This window comes from Gilliamella sp. B3783 (assembly GCF_026536125.1).
Lineage (GTDB): Bacteria > Pseudomonadota > Gammaproteobacteria > Enterobacterales > Orbaceae > Gilliamella.
In genome coordinates this window covers 147,428-165,910 of sequence record NZ_JAFNOU010000002.1, presented here as the reverse complement: position 1 = coordinate 165,910, position 18,483 = coordinate 147,428, and the positions used below count along the sequence as shown (strand labels likewise).

Annotated in this window: 16 protein-coding genes; 6 read left to right on the top strand and 10 right to left on the bottom strand. The window is 35.4% G+C overall.

Features of this window, described 5'->3' with window-relative positions:
- Positions 1 to 285: 285 nt before the first annotated feature.
- Positions 286 to 2,706, bottom strand: a complete 2,421-nt coding sequence (locus J3U59_RS03150) for a tetratricopeptide repeat protein (protein ID WP_267346676.1) — start codon at positions 2,704 to 2,706, stop codon at positions 286 to 288.
- A 321-nt stretch (positions 2,707 to 3,027) separates the two neighbouring features.
- On the opposite strand from J3U59_RS03150, the gene J3U59_RS03145 reads away from it, so the two are divergent.
- Positions 3,028 to 3,936 carry an SPFH domain-containing protein gene (locus J3U59_RS03145; RefSeq protein ID WP_267333377.1) on the top strand — a complete coding sequence of 303 codons (909 nt, stop codon included), beginning with the start codon at positions 3,028 to 3,030 and terminating at the stop codon, positions 3,934 to 3,936.
- A gap of 120 nt (positions 3,937 to 4,056) precedes the next feature.
- Complete coding sequence (locus tag J3U59_RS03140) at positions 4,057 to 4,521, top strand: NfeD family protein (RefSeq protein ID WP_267333376.1); 465 nt, start codon at positions 4,057 to 4,059, stop codon at positions 4,519 to 4,521.
- A gap of 50 nt (positions 4,522 to 4,571) precedes the next feature.
- Here the strand turns inward: J3U59_RS03140 and yqfB are convergent, their stop codons facing one another.
- From yqfB to dapD, 8 genes are all read right to left on the bottom strand, one after another.
- Positions 4,572 to 4,886, bottom strand: a complete 315-nt coding sequence (gene yqfB / locus J3U59_RS03135; RefSeq protein WP_323849488.1) for a N(4)-acetylcytidine aminohydrolase — start codon at positions 4,884 to 4,886, stop codon at positions 4,572 to 4,574.
- A gap of 29 nt (positions 4,887 to 4,915) precedes the next feature.
- Positions 4,916 to 6,583, bottom strand: a complete 1,668-nt coding sequence (locus J3U59_RS03130) for a bifunctional metallophosphatase/5'-nucleotidase (RefSeq protein ID WP_267333374.1) — start codon at positions 6,581 to 6,583, stop codon at positions 4,916 to 4,918.
- Positions 6,584 to 6,805: 222 nt separating this feature from the next.
- Complete coding sequence (locus J3U59_RS03125) at positions 6,806 to 8,953, bottom strand: carbon starvation CstA family protein (RefSeq protein WP_065633355.1); 2,148 nt, start codon at positions 8,951 to 8,953, stop codon at positions 6,806 to 6,808.
- A 292-nt stretch (positions 8,954 to 9,245) separates the two neighbouring features.
- Positions 9,246 to 9,965: a two-component system response regulator BtsR gene (gene btsR, locus J3U59_RS03120; RefSeq protein WP_267333373.1), complete on the bottom strand. Its 720-nt coding sequence runs from the start codon at positions 9,963 to 9,965 to the stop codon at positions 9,246 to 9,248.
- Entirely contained in the window at positions 9,959 to 11,659 is a 1,701-nt protein-coding gene (locus J3U59_RS03115) for a sensor histidine kinase (RefSeq protein ID WP_267333372.1), read from the bottom strand. The genes btsR and J3U59_RS03115 overlap by 7 nt, the downstream gene beginning before the upstream one ends.
- 55 nt (positions 11,660 to 11,714) lie before the next feature.
- Positions 11,715 to 13,988 carry a beta-glucosidase BglX gene (bglX, locus tag J3U59_RS03110; protein ID WP_267346677.1) on the bottom strand — a complete coding sequence of 758 codons (2,274 nt, stop codon included), beginning with the start codon at positions 13,986 to 13,988 and terminating at the stop codon, positions 11,715 to 11,717.
- Between the two features lie 233 nt (positions 13,989 to 14,221).
- A complete protein-coding gene (locus J3U59_RS03105; protein WP_267333370.1) occupies positions 14,222 to 14,713 on the bottom strand; it encodes a YajQ family cyclic di-GMP-binding protein in 492 nt (163 codons plus the stop codon).
- A gap of 119 nt (positions 14,714 to 14,832) precedes the next feature.
- Positions 14,833 to 15,657, bottom strand: coding sequence for a 2,3,4,5-tetrahydropyridine-2,6-dicarboxylate N-succinyltransferase (dapD, locus tag J3U59_RS03100; RefSeq protein WP_065563367.1), 825 nt, complete (start codon positions 15,655 to 15,657; stop codon positions 14,833 to 14,835).
- Between the two features lie 223 nt (positions 15,658 to 15,880).
- Here dapD and J3U59_RS03095 point away from each other — a divergent pair, with 223 nt between their 5' ends.
- Genes J3U59_RS03095 through J3U59_RS03080 form a run of 4 tightly spaced genes read left to right on the top strand, consistent with a single transcriptional unit; the run spans position 15,881 to position 17,660 of the window.
- The gene (locus J3U59_RS03095; protein ID WP_267333369.1) at positions 15,881 to 16,357 is read left to right on the top strand and encodes a prepilin-type N-terminal cleavage/methylation domain-containing protein; all 477 of its coding nucleotides are present in this window, start codon (positions 15,881 to 15,883) and stop codon (positions 16,355 to 16,357) included.
- Positions 16,351 to 16,929 (top strand): prepilin peptidase-dependent protein, encoded by a 579-nt coding sequence (locus tag J3U59_RS03090; protein WP_267333368.1) that lies wholly within the window; start codon positions 16,351 to 16,353, stop codon positions 16,927 to 16,929. The genes J3U59_RS03095 and J3U59_RS03090 overlap by 7 nt, the downstream gene beginning before the upstream one ends.
- Positions 16,898 to 17,332, top strand: a complete 435-nt coding sequence (locus tag J3U59_RS03085) for a DUF2509 family protein (RefSeq protein ID WP_267333367.1) — start codon at positions 16,898 to 16,900, stop codon at positions 17,330 to 17,332. Before J3U59_RS03090 ends, J3U59_RS03085 begins: the two co-directional genes overlap by 32 nt.
- Entirely contained in the window at positions 17,325 to 17,660 is a 336-nt protein-coding gene (locus tag J3U59_RS03080) for a type IV pilus modification PilV family protein (RefSeq protein ID WP_267333366.1), read from the top strand. Before J3U59_RS03085 ends, J3U59_RS03080 begins: the two co-directional genes overlap by 8 nt.
- Before the next feature lie 25 nt (positions 17,661 to 17,685).
- On the opposite strand, the gene J3U59_RS03075 is transcribed toward J3U59_RS03080, so the two are convergent.
- On the bottom strand, positions 17,686 to 18,429 hold the full coding sequence (locus J3U59_RS03075; protein WP_267333365.1) for an alpha/beta fold hydrolase: 744 nt from the start codon (positions 18,427 to 18,429) through the stop codon (positions 17,686 to 17,688).
- Between the last annotated feature and the right edge of the window lie 54 nt (positions 18,430 to 18,483).

Genomic DNA, 18,483 nt, shown 5'->3' with positions numbered 1-18,483 from the left:
AAAACCCGCGCTAAGCGGGTTTTATAAACAAAGACAATGCTTTATCAAATCACCCGCCCAAAGTGATACGCCACCAACCAAAATTAGCGAATTTGCAAGCAATCAAATAACAGTATTGTGATTTCATGATTATTATTAATGTAAAATGAATGTTGTACTATTAAACTAGTTCATTGATGCAATGTCAAGTGAATATTTTGTGTGCAGAAATAAAATTTATTTTAGTATATCAATAGCAAGTTTAACCAAAGGATGCTATTTGTTATAAAGCATCCTTTGTAAAAATTAGCGCAATGGCATTTCGGATTGAATCACTTTAACCAACTTAGATCTTGGTTTTGACGAAATACGAAAGTGGTTAGTAATCCATAATTTATGATGTGCTTCACATTGCGGACCTAAATAAATCTTCTCAATATAATCTTCCACTGTTTTGTAATTAATAAATAAACTGCTGGCTTGAACATAATCTGTCGGCGCTTGAATTTTTTCATCGGCAATATTTGTGATATAAATCATTCGACATTCATCTTCATCTTCATCTTCAAATGCAGCATGCTTGATTAAGCACGAGATAGGCATGACGGCTAAGGTAATTAATTGATCGAGAATAGAAAGATTTTTTATCTTTTCGTTCGCCTTTAATTTTTTTATTTTTTGTTTTATTTGATTTAATATCTTTCTAATTGTTTTAATTTTATGCTCTTCATCTAATTGGGTTAGGTAGTCATTCCATTTTTCTTCAATCTCAGCTGCAGAACTTTCTCGGTGCTCCAGATAAAAAGAAAATTTATTACGTTTGGCAAGACTAATATATTCATTATTTGGATCAAAATACAAACAACGGAACAAAGATAAATCATGAAAAGAGGATTGTGTTAACGGTTCGTTCTTCTCATTAGCATCAGTTTTATTATCAATAAAATCTTGTTTTGGTATTTTAACTGATGTGAATTTATTTAAATGATTAATACCATCAGGATTGATGCTTTGCTGAACATCGTCGCCAAAAAAATTTTGATTAAATACGACACTGACACTGGAGCCGACAATATTGTTTTCATTGCCATATAAACGAAATTGATTTAACGAATTATGATTAAATGAAAAACTGGCTAAAAAGCTTTTTATTTCACTATCCCTATCGGTTTTAATATTAAGCCAACTAGTGAGCACCTGATTTTCAGTAGGATCGTTCATAAAATCAACCACATTTAAACGAAAATCGCTAGTCTCATTTTTTAAAAGACTAAATAACACGCCCGGTTTGGTATAATGCGCAACCTGCCGTTCATATTGTTTGTTTTGACTTTTTAACTTTTTATTTAATTTAAATGTAACCAGTAACTGCTTCTGAATATTTTCTGCTAATGTTCTGATATCACAAATGTAGTGAGTAACGGATTGCTCGCGTTTATTGGCATCGGCAAATAATGTAGAAGCTTCATTATTATTATCAATGACTGATAACATGATTTGAGCAATAGTATAAAGCATAAATAAATCATTGGAATAAGATACATTCAGATAATATTCTTCTGCTTTTTTTAAACTACCTTTTGTTTGATTAAAATAGATATTATCCCCTAAATAAATATTTGCCATATTTGAAATTTTAAGATCAGAGCTCTTATAACATTGTAAGAAACATTGACTGGCTTTGTTATAAAGCTGTTTTTCAATTTGATAGATAAGACCTAAATTCCATTGAGCCCTAACATAAACATCGGCATTATCCTGCTTTTTCACCCGTAAATAATGACGTTCTGCCTTTTCGATATCCTGTTTTTTAAATTGGTAAATAAATGCTAAATTCCATTGAGCCCTAGCATAAGCTTCGCCATTATCCTCCCTTTTCACCCGTAAATAATGGCGTTCTGCCTGCTCAATATTTTGTTTTTCTTCTTCGTAAATACCCGCTAAATTCAATTGTGCCCTAGCATAAGCTTTGGCATTATCCTGCCTTTGAACCTGTAAATAATGGCGTTCTGCCTGCTCGATATTCTGTTTTTTAGATTGGTAAATAAGTGCTAAATTAAATTGTGCTCTAGCATAAGCTTCGGCATTATCCTGCCTTTTCACCCGTAAATAATGGCGTTCTGCCTGCTCAATATCCTGTTTTTCTTCTTCGTAAATATCCGCTAAATTACATTGTGCCTCGGCATAAGCTTCGGCATTATCCTCCCGTTGAACCTGTAAATAATGGTATTCTGCCTGCTTGATATCCTGTTTTTTAAATTGGTAAATAAGGGCTAAATTACATTGTGCCCTAGCATAAGCTTCAGCATTATCCTGCTTTTCCACTCGTAAATAATAGCGTTCTGCCTGCTCGATATCCTGTTTTTTAAATTGGTAAATAAGCGCTAAACAATATTGAGCCCTAGCATAAGCATCGGCATTATCCTGCCTTTTCACCTGTAAATAATGGCGTTCTGCTTGCGCTATGTTATTTTCATCTTGATATATCAGGGCTAATTTGAACTGAGCTGTAGCATATAATGTCGAATTACCTAGCTTTTCAACCTTTAATAAATGTTTGATTGCGGCTTCACTATTTTTTTTATCCAAAAAATAAATTTTGGCTAACTCTAATTGAGCCTCTGAATATGCCTCATCGTCATCGTTTTTGGTGATTTTTTTTAAATCTGCAATTCTCTGCTCGATCGTTTGTTGTTTAATATTTTGTTCAACTGTTTGCTCTTCCATTATTATTCCTATTCTGTTTTTCTTGTCATATTTAATCGTAGTAAACAATTAAACGACAGCCAGTATGTATTTGGTTGGAATGATTCTTGTTGGTTAATATTAGCGCGTCGTTTAAATTAATAGACACAGTTTAGCGTTAAGTTAAAAAATCATCAAAAAATTCAACAAGAGATGGAGCAAAAATATGACTAAAAATAAATTAGCTTCATAAAATCAATAATAAATAACATAAAGATTATTTATTAATAACTGGTCAAAAAATCTCATAGCCATTAGAATGCTTATACCGCTTAAATTCATATTACTAAGAGAAATTAATCTATGCCTATATTTTATATTTTTATCGGTATCATCGTGTTACTCGCACTAATCACCGTTTTAAAATGTATTACCATTGTTCCGCAAGGTTATCAATATACCATTGAGCGTTTTGGTAAATACACCCACACACTTGAACCGGGATTGAATATCATTATTCCTTTTATGGATGGGATTGGTCGTAAAATTAATATGATGGAACAAGTGCTTGATATTCCATCACAAGAAGTTATATCAAAAGATAATGCCAACGTACAAATTGATGCCGTTTGCTTTATTCAAGTGCAAGACGCAGCTAGAGCCGCTTATCAAGTCAATCAACTTGAACGTGCTGTGATTAATTTAATGATGACCAATATTCGTACGGTACTCGGCAGCATGGAACTTGATGAAATGCTATCACAACGTGATCATATCAACTCAAAATTACTTAGCATTGTTGATGATGCAACAAACCCTTGGGGCATTAAAATCACCCGTATTGAAATTCGAGATGTTCGCCCGCCGGCAGAACTTATTGCCGCGATGAATGCACAAATGAAAGCAGAACGTAATAAACGTGCGGAAATTCTGGAAGCTGAAGGTGTTCGTCAGGCAGCAATACTACGTTCAGAGGGTGAAAAACAGTCCGAAATATTAAAGGCCGAAGGTGAGCGACAAGCTGCATTTTTACAAGCCGAAGCCCGTGAACGTGCGGCCGAAGCCGAAGCAAAAGCCACACAAATGGTGTCTGATGCAATTGCAGCAGGTAATATCAATGCAGTTAATTACTTTGTTGCACAAAAATATACTGAAGCGCTACAACAAATCGGATCGGCAGATAACAGTAAAGTCATTATGATGCCTTTAGATGCATCAAGTTTAATGGGCAGTATTGGTGGCATTGCGGAGCTCATTAAAAACTCTAAATGATGTCACAAGGTAGTTTCCGAACTGGTTGTATATATTTTCCAAGGTACTTTAAGTACAAGTTATTTTGGAATTAAATAAATACTTTTGCAATTTCAATTATGTAATTAGGTAAATTAAACGATGACTGATATTTTAACCGTTATTTATAATTCCCCTCATTGGGTATTTTTTATTTTAGGGGGAACATTATTAATTGCAGAATTGCTTGGTACTGGTGGCTACTCACTTTGGAGCGGCATCGCTGCAATTGTTGTTGGTCTTATTGCTTGGATTTTGCCTCTGTCTTGGCCTGTTTTATGGATTTTATTTGCTATATTTACCTTGGTTTCAGCATATTTATGGTGGCTATGGCTTAAAAAGTCTGGGCAAAGCAAACCGAATAGCAACGAAATTAATCAACCACAACAAGATTTAATTGGTATTAAAACCCTTGTTACCGACGCCATTATCAATGGCTCAGGCCGAGTCAAAATCAAAGACGGCACTTGGCCAGCACAATGTAATATTAATTTACCGGTTGGTCATGCTGTTGAAGTTATCGCGGTTAATGGTCTAGTTTTAACGGTACAACCAATAAAAAACTAGTCACATTTTGCTTTTTACCAGTAAAAAAACGCGCCTAAGGCGCGTTTTTTTTAGATTGATAATAGTTGAAAAGCAATAATAAAAAACTGTTGTTCGTTAGGGTAAATATCACTAATGATTTTTTTCAGTTCAGTTAAGCTCATATTTTCTTGCTTAGCCTGTTCTTCAGTCAATTGATTGAGTGTTACAGGCGTCACATTAGTAATTTTTATACTACAAAAATATGCATCCGTTTCAAAAACGCCCACTCGCAACGTATCACCAACCTTAAAATGTGATTCACTTTTATCACGAATAGTAATAGTTTTTAAACCTGCCAAAATATCCGATTTAAAACGTTGGTAAAACGTTATATCATTTTTCACAACGATCATCCTTTTTATTAAACGAGCGGTTAAGGTTCGATGCCGATCACTTGCCAGTTATGGTTAGATTCATCAGTAATTTTACCTTTTTTGACGTCTGTAATATATTTTATCGTCATATTACGGATAGTGCCTTGTTCATCACCGAAAGCGGTTCGCGAGTCCCAAGTTGGTTCAACACGTCTTCCTTCTAATGGCCCACCTTTTTTGACTAACATTTCGTAACGATAAGCGTTCATACCTAATTTCAGCTTCATATCCGCAGTGATAGCCTGACCATTAAGCAATGTTAAATTTTTAATTCGCTCACCAACCGGTTGAGTTAAATCAATAGTATATTTGACCCCACCAAACATATCGTAAGTCATATATTTTGACGCGCCACGAATGGGATCATATTGATAATTTTTATCACCCGGTTGTACTTGGGCAAAATAAGCAGCAGACCATTCCATATAGTCTTTAAGGTCTTGACCGGTAACTTCGAATATACTGGTTTCACCAGCGGTATATTGATAATTATTGGCGATATCTTTACGCGTAATTGGACCTTTATTCAGGATTGCTTTTTTATTATCAACCAACACAGAAGTCACATCCGCACCGCTATAATATAATTGAACAGCGTTGAGTAAATGGGTTAGCCCTGTTTCTTCGAGGTAAATCGCAGGAATACCATGAATCATTTGCTGGGGGACCAAATCACGATCGGTTTCACCAATAACCTGATTGGCTATTTCTCTTAATTGTTGATGATAAGGCGCATAAATTTTTTCAATTGCCGGATCGGCAGCATACGATTTAACTGGCTGTGTTTCGGCTTTTTTATTAACTAAAGAGGTTTTGTTTTTTTCAAGATCAAAGGTTAAATCAACCACCGAAACCACGGTACCATAACGATGCGGTTCAGTAATCAAAACATTATTGATCACTTTTTCACTTATATTTTGATGATTATGCCCGGCTATAATCACATCGATATCGGGCACTTGGTTAGCCACATCAGCAACGCCGGTTCCTGGTTTATTGTTTTCATTATCCACCCCCATATGGGTAACTAAAACAATAGCATCAACATGTTGTTGTTTTAACTTTTCAACTTGTTTTTGTATTTCTGGAATTGGCATAGTGAATTCCATTTGTTTTACATAACCTGTTTTATCTTCATATTCAGGTACAAATGGTGTCGTTGCCCCAATAAAACCAATTTTTACGCCATCTTTTTCAATAATGGATGTAGCGGGTAAATAGGCTTTACCTGAGTCTTTATAAAAGATGTTCGCTGCTAATGTTTTACCTTTAAATTCAGCAACGATTTTATCAACAACTGGCATGCCAAAATTAAATTCATGGTTACCTAATACCATAATGTCATATTTCATAGTATTAAGAGCCTCAATAGCTGGATGATTTTTCACATCGTGAAAACGTTCAATTTGGTTATCTTGAATAATATCACCCGCATCAACCAAAATGACATTAGGGTGATGCTCACGAAACTGATTAACAAAGGTAGATATTTGTGCGTAAGAACCGGATAAATCAGCCTTATCTGTACCATAATCCCAAGGTAACATTCGTCCATGAACATCGGAAGTTGCTAAAATAGCGACATTTACCTGTTTAGCCAACAGTGGCAAGGGACTGGATAAAGCCACAATGGTGAATAATGATAACAATCTTTTATTGAGTAACATTTTAAGCTCCTTTAAAACTCGACAAACAAATAATCTTCCCTATACGAAAATAAAATAACTAATACGTTAAAAGCATCGTTCATTTATAATCACAACTCGCAATAAGATAATATTAAATGATATAAAAATACCCAACAATATAACAATATTATTGGGTATGAGATAGACAACCATCAATATTTTTTGACAACTTGATAATGTAACGTCATCAATAATACAGACTTAATGTGACATTGAAGTTTTTACACCGCCTTCAGGAATTGGCACATAAGCTGTCTCTTTATCTGTTCTTTGTTTATTATTACGTACTTTTAATGCAGTTTTAATACCAAAGAAAATAATACTGTAAACAACCACTAAAAATAGAATACTTAAACCCGCATTAGTATAATTGTTAATAACGATATGGTGCATATTATCAATTTGTTGTGCGGTTAATTCACTACCTTCAGCAATACGACGTTTATACTCATTGGCTAAATAGAAGAAACCTTCTAATTGCGGATCATTACTGAATAATTTCAATGCTAATGCCCATGTTGTACAAATGAGTAACCATATTGCTGGAATAATTGTCACCCAAATATATTGAGCACGTTTCATTTTAATTAACACAACTGTCGCTAACACTAACGCTACAGCCGCTAACATTTGATTTGAGATACCGAATAATGGCCATAAGCTCTTAACACCACCTAATGGATCAACAACGCCTTGATAGAGTAAGTAGCCCCACAAACCAACACAACCCACTGTACCAATAAAACCAGCAATGAGTGAATCGGTTTTTTTCAAGAATGGGACAAAGTTACCTAAAAGGTCTTGTAGCATAAAACGACCAGAACGGGTACCAGCATCAAGTGCAGTTAAGATAAATAACGCTTCAAATAAAATACCAAAGTGATACCAAAAGCCCATATTGGCACCAGGAATAATTTGATGGAACACGTGTGCAATACCTACCGCTAGCGTTGGCGCACCACCGGCACGATTAAGCACTGACGGTTCACCAATATCTTTGGCTGTTTGTAAAATTTCGTCAGGTGAAATGACAAATCCCCACGAACTAACCGTTGCAGCAGCATGGGCTGTCACATCTTTAAGTTGCTCCATTATCATTGGCGCTTGATCAGTACCTAATTTATGCAAATCAGGCATAGTAATCCCTAAAGCTGCCGGTGGAGTATTCATAGCGAAATAAAGACCTGGCTCAATAATTGAAGCAGCGACTAATGCCATCATGGCAACGAATGACTCCATTAACATTGCACCATAACCGATGAAGCGAGCATCCGTTTCGTTAGCAAGTAATTTTGGCGTTGTACCTGATGAAATTAATGCATGGAAGCCAGAAACAGCACCACAAGCAATCGTGATAAATAAGAATGGGAAAAGTGAACCTTTCCAAACTGGACCGGTACCATCAACATATTGGGTCACATCTGGCATTTTTAAATCAGGATTTAAGATAACAATACCAATAGCTAAACCAACAATTACCCCGATTTTTAAAAATGTTGCTAAATAATCACGAGGTGCTAGGATTAACCAAACAGGTAACATTGCTGAAACTAAAGCATAGCCCACTAATACATAAGTAATAGTCGTTGCTTTGAAAGTTAAAGCTGGTCCCCAATATGCATCATGCGCAATTACGCCACCAAACCATATTGATAACACTAATAACACAATACCAATAACAGATACTTCTAATACCCGTCCTGGTCTTAAAAATCGCATATAAATACCCATAAATAAGGCAATAGGTACTGTTGAACAAACAGTAAATACCCCCCAAGGGCTTTCAGCTAGCGCTTTAACCACAATCAATGCTAAAACCGCAAGTATTATAAGCATGATAAGGAAGCAACCAAATAGCGCTATGGTACCAGGAATCGCCCCCATCTCTTCTTTAATCATTTCGCCCAAAGATGAGCCATTACGTCTAGAAGATAAAAATAGAACCATAAAGTCTTGTACCGCACCGGCAAACACGACACCTGCAAGTAACCAAAGTGTACCTGGTAAGTACCCTACTTGAGCGGCAAGTACCGGCCCAACCAACGGCCCTGCACCGGCAATGGCAGCAAAATGGTGACCAAATAATACATATTTATTAGTCGGTACAAAGTTTAAACCATCATTATTAATGACAGCAGGGGTTGCACGCGTCGGGTCTAATTGCATGACCTTTTTGGCGATATACAAACTGTAATATCGGTATGCGACAAGATAAATTGAAACAGCAGCAGCAACAATCCATAGTGCGCTGACATGCTCACCTCGCCGTAATGCAATTACGGCTAAACAACATGCACCAATAAAGGCTAAGATCAGCCATGGAATATGCTTAAAGACTTTATTATTCATAATAACTCTCTTCATGGGTTTTAAATTTAATTAGTTCGAAATTTAACACCATTTAAAACAGATATAGACTTACTATGTTTTGATATTAAAAAAACCATTATTTTTAATTTCATTAAAATAGCTTGTCTGTATTGTTATAGCCTAAAATAACGACTAAAAGTTCCTTTACATCCAAGCCTATAGTAATTTTTTAATGGTTATAGAGGTATCGATATTTAAGTTATAGGTTAAATAGAAAAGATGAGTGGTTAAATTTAGCGGATGAGTGGTTTTTGCGGATAACGACAAAAAACTATAATCCCAACATCTCTTTGAGCTGTTTTAAATAACGACGGCTAACTGGAACTGATATATCATTATTTAAAATAATATCAACGCCATTTGTATCATTGAAACGAATTTCTTTAAGCTTTTTTAAATTAACCAAATATTGACGATGACAGCGGATCAATGGAGTTTTATCTTCTAGAGTCTTTAAGGTCAATTCGGTAAAGTATTCTTGATTGGCTTGATTAAAAACATAAATGCCGCTAATTTTAGACGACACATAATAGACATCCTCAATATTCAACAGATAAATACGATTATGCCCAACACAGGGAATATACTCAAAATCCTGTTTGATTCCTTTTAATTGGCAAATATCACAAGGAATACAATGATGATGCAATCGATTTAGTGTTTTATGTAAGCGCTCTGATTCAACAGGTTTCAATAAGTAATCAAAAGCTTGCTCTTCAAAGGCTTTGACTGCAAACTCACTATAAGCAGTTAAAAACACAATATGTGGCATGGTTTTAGGATCTAACATAGATAACATTTCAATACCATTGATTTTCGGCATTTGAATATCTAAAAAAACCACATCAGGTTGCAAACGATGAATTTCACGAATCGCCTCCATTGCATTATTACATTCAGCAACAATATTAATTTCAAGATCACTTTCAAGCAAGCAACGTAAATTTTCACGGGCAAGCAGTTCATCATCTACAATAATTACATCTAACATTGAATACAGCTTTCCTTTTGTAAAGGCAATGTTAATACTACTTTAGTATAAGTATCAGGTTCACATTCTATTTTTATTCCGTATTGCTCACCATAACGAATATTAATTCGTTTATCAACCAAATTTAGACCTAATCCTTTTGTGTCTTTTTTATTTTCGCAGTAGTTACCAGCGTTATCCATAACCTCTAAAACTAATGTTTGATTTTGTTCATAGGCATAAATCGCCACTTTTCCTTTACCAATTAATTGCGAAGTGCCATGTTTAATCGCATTTTCCACTATCGGTTGTAGTGAAAAAGCCGGTAACTGAGCCGATTCTAAGTGTGGGGGAATAGCTATTTCGACGGTCAATTGTTCCATAAAGCGCATTTTTTCAATTTGTAAATAAGCATTAACATGCTCAATTTCGTCTTTCAGCGTAACAATTTCATCTGTTCGCTTAAGATTTTTGCGAAAAAAAGTCGAAAGATTCTGCACTAATTGTGATGCTTGTTGTTTATCTCGACGAATAACGGCCAATAGCGTATTGAGCGCATTAAATAAAAAATGAGGATTAACTTGAGCGTGCAATAATTTAATCTCAGTTTTAGATAATAATTGTTTGTAGTGCTCATTTTGCCCAGCTAAAATTTGTGCGGACAGTAAACTGGCAATGCCTTCACCAAGCGTACGATTGATCGAACTAAATAATGTATTTTTAGCTTCATACAATTTAATTGTACCAACAACAGTATTGTTTTCACCTCTCAGCGGAATAACTAATGTTGAACCTAAGCGGCAATATTTATTAATTGAACATTGATAAGGTTGATGAACGCCATCAAGATATTTAACATCATTTTGTTCAATTGCTTCTAAAGTAATATTAGAGGTAATTGGTGTGCCGGGTAGATGATGATCATCACCAACACCAATAAATGCTAAGATCTTTTCTCTATCAGTAATCGAAACTGCACCAATATCTAACTCTTGATAAATAATTTGTGCAACTTTAGTACTATTACTTTGATTAAAACCATCACGAAGTAAACCTTCGGTACTTGCGGCAATCTTAAGTGCCTTTGCGGAAAAGGCTGACGTATATCGTTCAAAAATAGCGCGCCTATCGAGTAAAATTCGCATAAACATAGCTGCGCCAATGCTATTAGCCACGATCATTGGCGCAGCAATACTTTTAACTGCATGTAAAACCACGTCAAAAGGGCGTGAAATTAGTAACACCATTATCATTTCAAGCGATTCAACTAATAAGCCTAAAACCCCGACTAACAACGGATTATAGATAAGATCAACTCGACCTTTTTTCATTAAGCCATAATGCAATAGACCACTAATCAATCCTGTTAAAATAGTCGAAAGCATACAACTTTCAGCGGTAATTCCACCTAACGTATAACGATGAATTCCTCCAGTTATCCCTACTAATAGCCCGACCATGGGACCGCCAAGCAAGCCGCCTAAAATAGCGCCAATGGCTCGGGTGTTGGCTATTGTGTCTTCAATGTGTAAACCAAAATAACTGCCCATAATACAAAATAGAGAAAAGATACAATAGCAGACTAACTTATGAGGTAAATGCACAGTCACTTGCATTAATGGAATAACAATAGGTGTTTTACTTAGTAGATAAGCGATAACTAAATAAATACACATTTGTTGAAGAAGTTGTAAAACAAGATCAAATTCAAACATAATTTTGACCACATAATAAAACCGTCGACAGATGTCGACGGTTAATATAATTAATTTATTTATCTAATAAGGTAAAGGTCTGTTTATCTTGCGTTGTCGAATCAGAGCCAACGTAGATATTGAATTTACCTGGTTCTGCAACATATTGCATTTTGTCATTCCAGAATTTTAGCATATCTGGTTTGATCACTAATTTCACCTCACCTTTTTCATGAGGTTTTAAAGTAATATTTTCAAAACCTATCAACTGTTTAACGGGTCGACTGACCGAAGCTGTGATATCTTGAAGGTAAAACTGTACCGTTTGGCTACCTTCTTTCTCGCCAATATTCTCAACATTTGCAGTCACCACAATTTCACCATTTTGCGGCATCTCAGTACTTGATAAGGCAAAATCTATCGTAAAATGGGTATAACTTAAACCAAATCCAAACGGGAATAGCGGTTCATTAGGACTATCAAAGTACGATGTTGTATATTTCCCCATATTTTCAGTACCATGAGGCCGACCAGTGTTTAAATGACTGTAATAGACGGGAATTTGCCCAACATTATCAGGAAATGACATTGGTAATTTAGCCGATGGGTTATAATCACCAAATAAAACATCAGCGATAGCATTGCCCCCTTCTGTGCCTAAAAACCAAGTTTCGAGCATAGCATCAGCTTGTTCATACTCTTCTTTTACAGTTAATGGACGACCATTCATTAATGCTATAACTAAAGGTTTGCCTGTTGCCTTTAAAGCTTTGATTAACCGTTTTTGGCTTGCTTGCAATGAAAGATCGGTGCGACTAGATGACTCATGCGCCATTCCCTCAGCTTCCCCTACAAACAACACAACAACATCGGCTTTTTTAGCTTTAGCAACTGCTTCGGCAATCATTTTATCAGCAGGACGAGGATCAAATTTGGTGGTTTCTTCATATAAATTTAAAAATTTATATAAATTAGAATCATCGGAAAGATTAGCACCAAATGCGTAACTAATTGTTTTAGGATCTTTTACTGCATTTTTGATTCCTTCTAAAGGTGTGACAGCTAGATTAGCGCGTCCGGCACCTGACCAACTACCTAAAATATCGCGCTTAGAATCGGCAAGTGGTCCAATCACGGCTATTTTCTTGTTTTTGGCTAAAGGTAAAATGCTATTTTTATTTTTCAACAACACAATACTTCGACGCGCTACATCTCTGGCTTCTTCTCGATGTAGACGGTTGTCGGCAAACATCGTATCGATATCTAATTTAGGATCTAAATTACGATGAGGGTCATTAAACAGCCCCATGTCATATTTGAGTTCTAATACATGTCGACAAGCTTTGTTAATATCCTCTTCTGTGAGGACACCTTCATTAACAAGTTCAGGTAAAAATTGAAGAAAATATTCATCATTCATACTGATATCAATACCTGCTTTTATCGCCACGCGAACAGCATCTTTAGCATCGCTTGCCACACCATGATTAATCAATTCACGAATCGCACCATGATCACTCACAACCACACCATTAAAATGCCATTGGTCACGTAATACTTCAGTCAGTAGCCAATGATTAGCTGTCGCTGGAATACCGTTAACACTGACTAAAGACACCATTACAGCACGACTACCGGCATCAATGGCTGCTTTATAAGGTACAAGATACTCTTGGAACATTTTACGTTCACTCATATCGGTGCTGTTATATTCGCGACCCGCTTCGACCGCACCATATAGCGCAAAATGCTTAACGGTTGTCACTAACGATTTTTTATCATCAAGAGACTGTTTTTGCATTTTTTCGACAAAAATACGTCCTGCTTCAGATGTTAAATAGGGATCTTCACCAAAGCCTTCAGAAACGCGTCCCCATCTAGGATCTCGGGTAATATCAACCATTGGAGCCCAAGTAATATTTAATCCATCTGAGGTCGCTTCGTCGGCAGACACTTCAGCAACTTTACCTATAACATTACGATCCCAACTCGATGCAACACCTAAATTAATTGGGAATACCGTACGATGGCCATGAATAATATCAAATCCAAAAAATAGAGGAATTTTATTCGGGGACTTTAAAGCGCGGTCTTGCATATTTGTCAAATCTGGCTCAACAACAGTATTAAAAATACCGCCAATCTCTCCAGCCTCGATTTGGTCTAATACTTTTGGTAAAGTGAGATCGCCACCTACACTAATTAATCTTAACTGACCCACTTTTTCTTTTATGGTCATTTTTGATAATAAGTTATCAATAAAAGCTTTTTTTTCTTCGCTATTCGAATCTTGTGCGAACAAAGAGCCTGAAAACAGAAAAAAAACCAAAACAACTATTAATTTTTTCATCATGATAAATATTGTTATAATTTAAAGGATAGACATGAAGATAGCATAACTTATTCGCGCATAAAAATCTCGTTATTTACATTGTTTTCATTTATGTTTAAAACAAGATCGCATTTATTATATAAAAAAATTGACGTTAATATTATTTAACCTCAAACTTTTTTACATAATAAATGCGGGCTAATCGTTTAGCGTGAGTGATTGCCAGACGACGTTCACGAAGGTTACATTAATTAGTCTCTAAAATTAGTAAATTGAAACGGTTGTCCTAATTCTCCGTTTTTAACTAATGCCATCGTTGCTTGTAAATCATCACGTGATTTACCCGTAACGCGAACTTGTTCCCCTTGTACTTGGGCTTGCACTTTAAGTTTACTGTCTTTAATCAACTTAACTATTTTTTTAGCTAACTCTTTATCAATACCTTGTTTTAGTTTTACTGTAATACTGTATAGTTTTCCACTATGTTCCATCTCTTCCGGAATTTCAAGTGCCCCACCATCAATACCACGTTTGGCTAACTTATCACGTAAAATATCCAATAGCTGTTGTACTTGGAAGTCAGATTGGCTGGTCGCTTTGATCGTTTCATTTTTTTCATTAAGCTCAAATGAGGCTTCCACATTTTTAAAATCCCAACGCGTAGTTAGTTCACGGGTCGCGTTTTCAACACCATTTTTCACTTCTGGCATTTGAATTTCAGAAACAATATCAAAAGAAGGCATAAATTCTCCTTTGCGAATAATTAAAAATAAAATTAACTTGATGAATGTTATGAGAATATATTGACTGTCCCTATATCAAAAGCAAAGACAGTCAATTAATTTATGGTAATTGATTGCGATTAATCGATGGTACGAAGTAATTCGTTAATTCCTACTTTACCTAACGTTTTAGCATCGACTTTTTTTACAATTACTGCACAATAAAGGCTATATTTGCCATCTTTAGTTGGTAAGTTACCTGATACCACAACTGAACCGGCTGGCACGCGACCGTAATGGACTTCACCTGTTGCGCGATCATAAATTTTAGTACTTTGACCGATGAAAACACCCATTGAGATCACACTGCCTTCTTCAACAATCACACCTTCAACGATTTCACTACGTGCACCAATAAAGCAGTTATCTTCAATAATCGTTGGATTTGCTTGCAACGGTTCTAATACGCCACCGATACCAACACCACCTGATAAATGAACATTTTTACCAATTTGCGCACAAGAACCAACAGTTACCCAAGTGTCAACCATTGTACCTTCATCAACATAAGCACCAATATTTACATAAGATGGCATTAATACGGTATTACGAGCCACATACGCACCTTTACGTGCAATTGCTGATGGAACGACACGGAAGCCTTCTTGTTGGAAGCGTGCTTCATCATAATCAGCAAATTTTAATGGCACTTTATCATAATAATTTGTTGCGCCACCATCAATAAGTTGGTTCTCATTAATACGGAAAGAGAGCAACACTGCTTTTTTTAACCATTGATGAGTCACCCAATCGCCATTAATCTTTTCCGCGACACGCATTTTACCGCTGTCTAATAGAGCGATACATTGATTAATTGCATCACGCGTTACTGTATCAACATTTGAAGGCGTGATTTCAGCACGACGTTCAAATGCTGCCTCAATAATAGTTTGTAATTGTTGCATTTCTCGTTTCCTTTAACTTTAAGTCCGTTAGCAAATTTAAATAGATGCACAGTATAATATAATATGTTACGCTTTTTAAGCGGTTTGTCGTATCAAACTAGCTTTCTTAGTAATAAACAACATTTATTTGGAATTAAGTTCACAAATACCCCACACACATAAATTACCAAAACCAAACTTTTCTATACTTATCGATATTGAAAGTTTACTAGACAAAAGATAAATGCAAAATTTTGGATTTTCATTGTTAGAATTATTGATTGTTATTTGCATAAGTGCAATTTGCGCCGCTATTGGCATGCAACAATGGAAAGAGATACAGCTCCGTAACGAATTAGTCTCAACAACACACCAATTAGCCTATTTTTTAAATGAAGTCCAAGTTAAAGCTAATACTGAAAATGAAAATTATAATCTTCATCTATTTTTATCCCCTTGGTGTTTAACTATTACATCCGGTGAGCCGCCAATAAGTTGTCAAACTGGCCTATTACAGTTTATCAAACCTAACAATTCGGTTGACATTAAATTATTAAACGAACAAAAAATCATTACATTTTGGGGAAGACGAAATATGGCTCAAACAGGCTCATTTGAACTCAGCAACACAATTGGTACAACCAGAGTGTTAATATCATTTCGTGGGCGAATTCGATTTTGTCGCATCAACAGTTATTTGCCAAGTTTACCCGCATGTTAAAACAATCAGGATTTTCACTACTTGAAATGTTGTTATCAATAACACTTTCAAGTTTAATTTTTATTGCAGTGACAGAATATTACTTTCAGATACAAGCACATACTTTACAATATTATCGAGCCATTCATCTGCAACAAACTGTTCAACAAGCACTATTTGGCATAGCCAAAGATATAAAGCGCGCAGGGTTTATTGCTAACGATCCGAGTAAACCAAATAAAACTGCATTAGCCATTATTAACGAAAAAAATTGCATTATTATTCGTTACGATAGTCAAATCCGACATGATTGGATCGATGATGCTTCAGCCATGAATAACGCAGATAGTTTTGTCTATCGCTTTATCAACAATAATATTGAATATAAAACGGGTGCGACTGCTTGCAATGAACCCAAGTGGGAAAAATTATTTGATCCAGCTGAGATTAAAGTGACAACCTTCCATCTGAAGCAACAGGCTAATAGTATCGAAATAGTATTAGCAGCTGAACTCAAACAACATCAACAAGTAAAATATCAAATAAGCAAAATAGTGAGAAATGAAAATTTTTATCCATCAAAACAACCATGAACAAGGTTTTAGTACGATTATCATGGTTATTATTTTAACCATTATTGGTGCTATATTATTAACAAGTGCTCACTTATTAATGATCTCATGGCATAAAACACTCGCCAGAGAAAGTCAATATTATCACCGTTTTAATCAAGCAAATTCCGCATTAAATTGGGCACTAACCCAAAATTGGCAAAGGCCAACAGATAATTGGCAATGTTTATTTGAAACAAAATATCAATGGAAAGTGTGTATCAAAAATTCATTATTACAAATCGACAACTACGTACTGATACGCGGTGAATCAGAAGGTTTATTTGTTTATAGTTTGGCGCATCATCAAGGTGGTAAACTCATCGTACAAAAAGGTCATTGGCTTGATTATTGCCCAGAAAAAAGGAGAGCTTATTGTGAATAACAATGCTATGACAGGATTTAGTATAATTGAAGTGATGATAGCCTGTTTGATATTTGCCATTGTTATTATCAGTTTTAGCAATTATCAACACACATTAACCTATTTTTATCATTATCTTTCAAATCAACAAAAGGCACAGCAAATTGCGTTTTCATTACTTGATAGTTACCCTAATATAGCGAGGCACATTGTACCTAACAATTGGCAATATAATATACGCAGTGAGTCTTACACAAGCCAGTGCCAACTCGTATCGGTCACAATAACAACCAAGCCTAACAAGCAAATTAATCAGCAACGATTATTTTGTCATGTAATAAATGAGTAGCGTATTGGCCAATGGATAAGTTATCTTAAAGCCACTGTTTTAAAAGTTGCAAAACTTGCTGAGTTTTTTCTGCATGAACATTGTGCCCTGCTCCTTCAATTGTTTCTATCACAGCATTGGGAAATTGACGCAATATTGCTTCATAATATTGTTGCATTACATAATTGGAATTGCTACCGCGCACGAAAAACGTTGGCTTATGCCAAGGAGAAATAGGTTGCCAATCACGTAAATGACTATATTGACTCACAATCACATTAGCATTAAATAACCAATGTCCATTTTTAAAAGATTTGAGCAAAAATTGGATTGTTCCATCTGATAGTCCTTGACTTTGCATAAGGTCAATAATCTGTTTTTTATCGGTCAGATTTTCAGCAAGGCAAGTACTTAACGACTCTAAAACCTGCGCATTATCCGTAGTCGGGTATTTAACTGGCGCAATATCAAGGGCGACAATTTTTTTGATTTTTTCAGAAATAATTTGGGTTAGTCGCAACGCAACCTTGCCCCCCATTGAATGACCAATTAAGATGATTTGATCTAATTGCAAATGATGACAAAGCGCCGCAATATCTTCTGCCATAACATTTAAATTCATCTCATTTGACCATGGCGATTGACCGTGATTACGCAAATCAACTTGAATGGTTTGATAATCAGATACAAAGTGCTTAGCTAACATATTTGAATTATCCAAACTGCCAAACACACCATGTAAAAAAATTATTGGTTGTCCTTCACCTTGTAATTTATAGTGTAAATTCATTTTTACATAATCCTTCATATCAAAACTTGTCTATTATAAGCCTAATTTCATTAA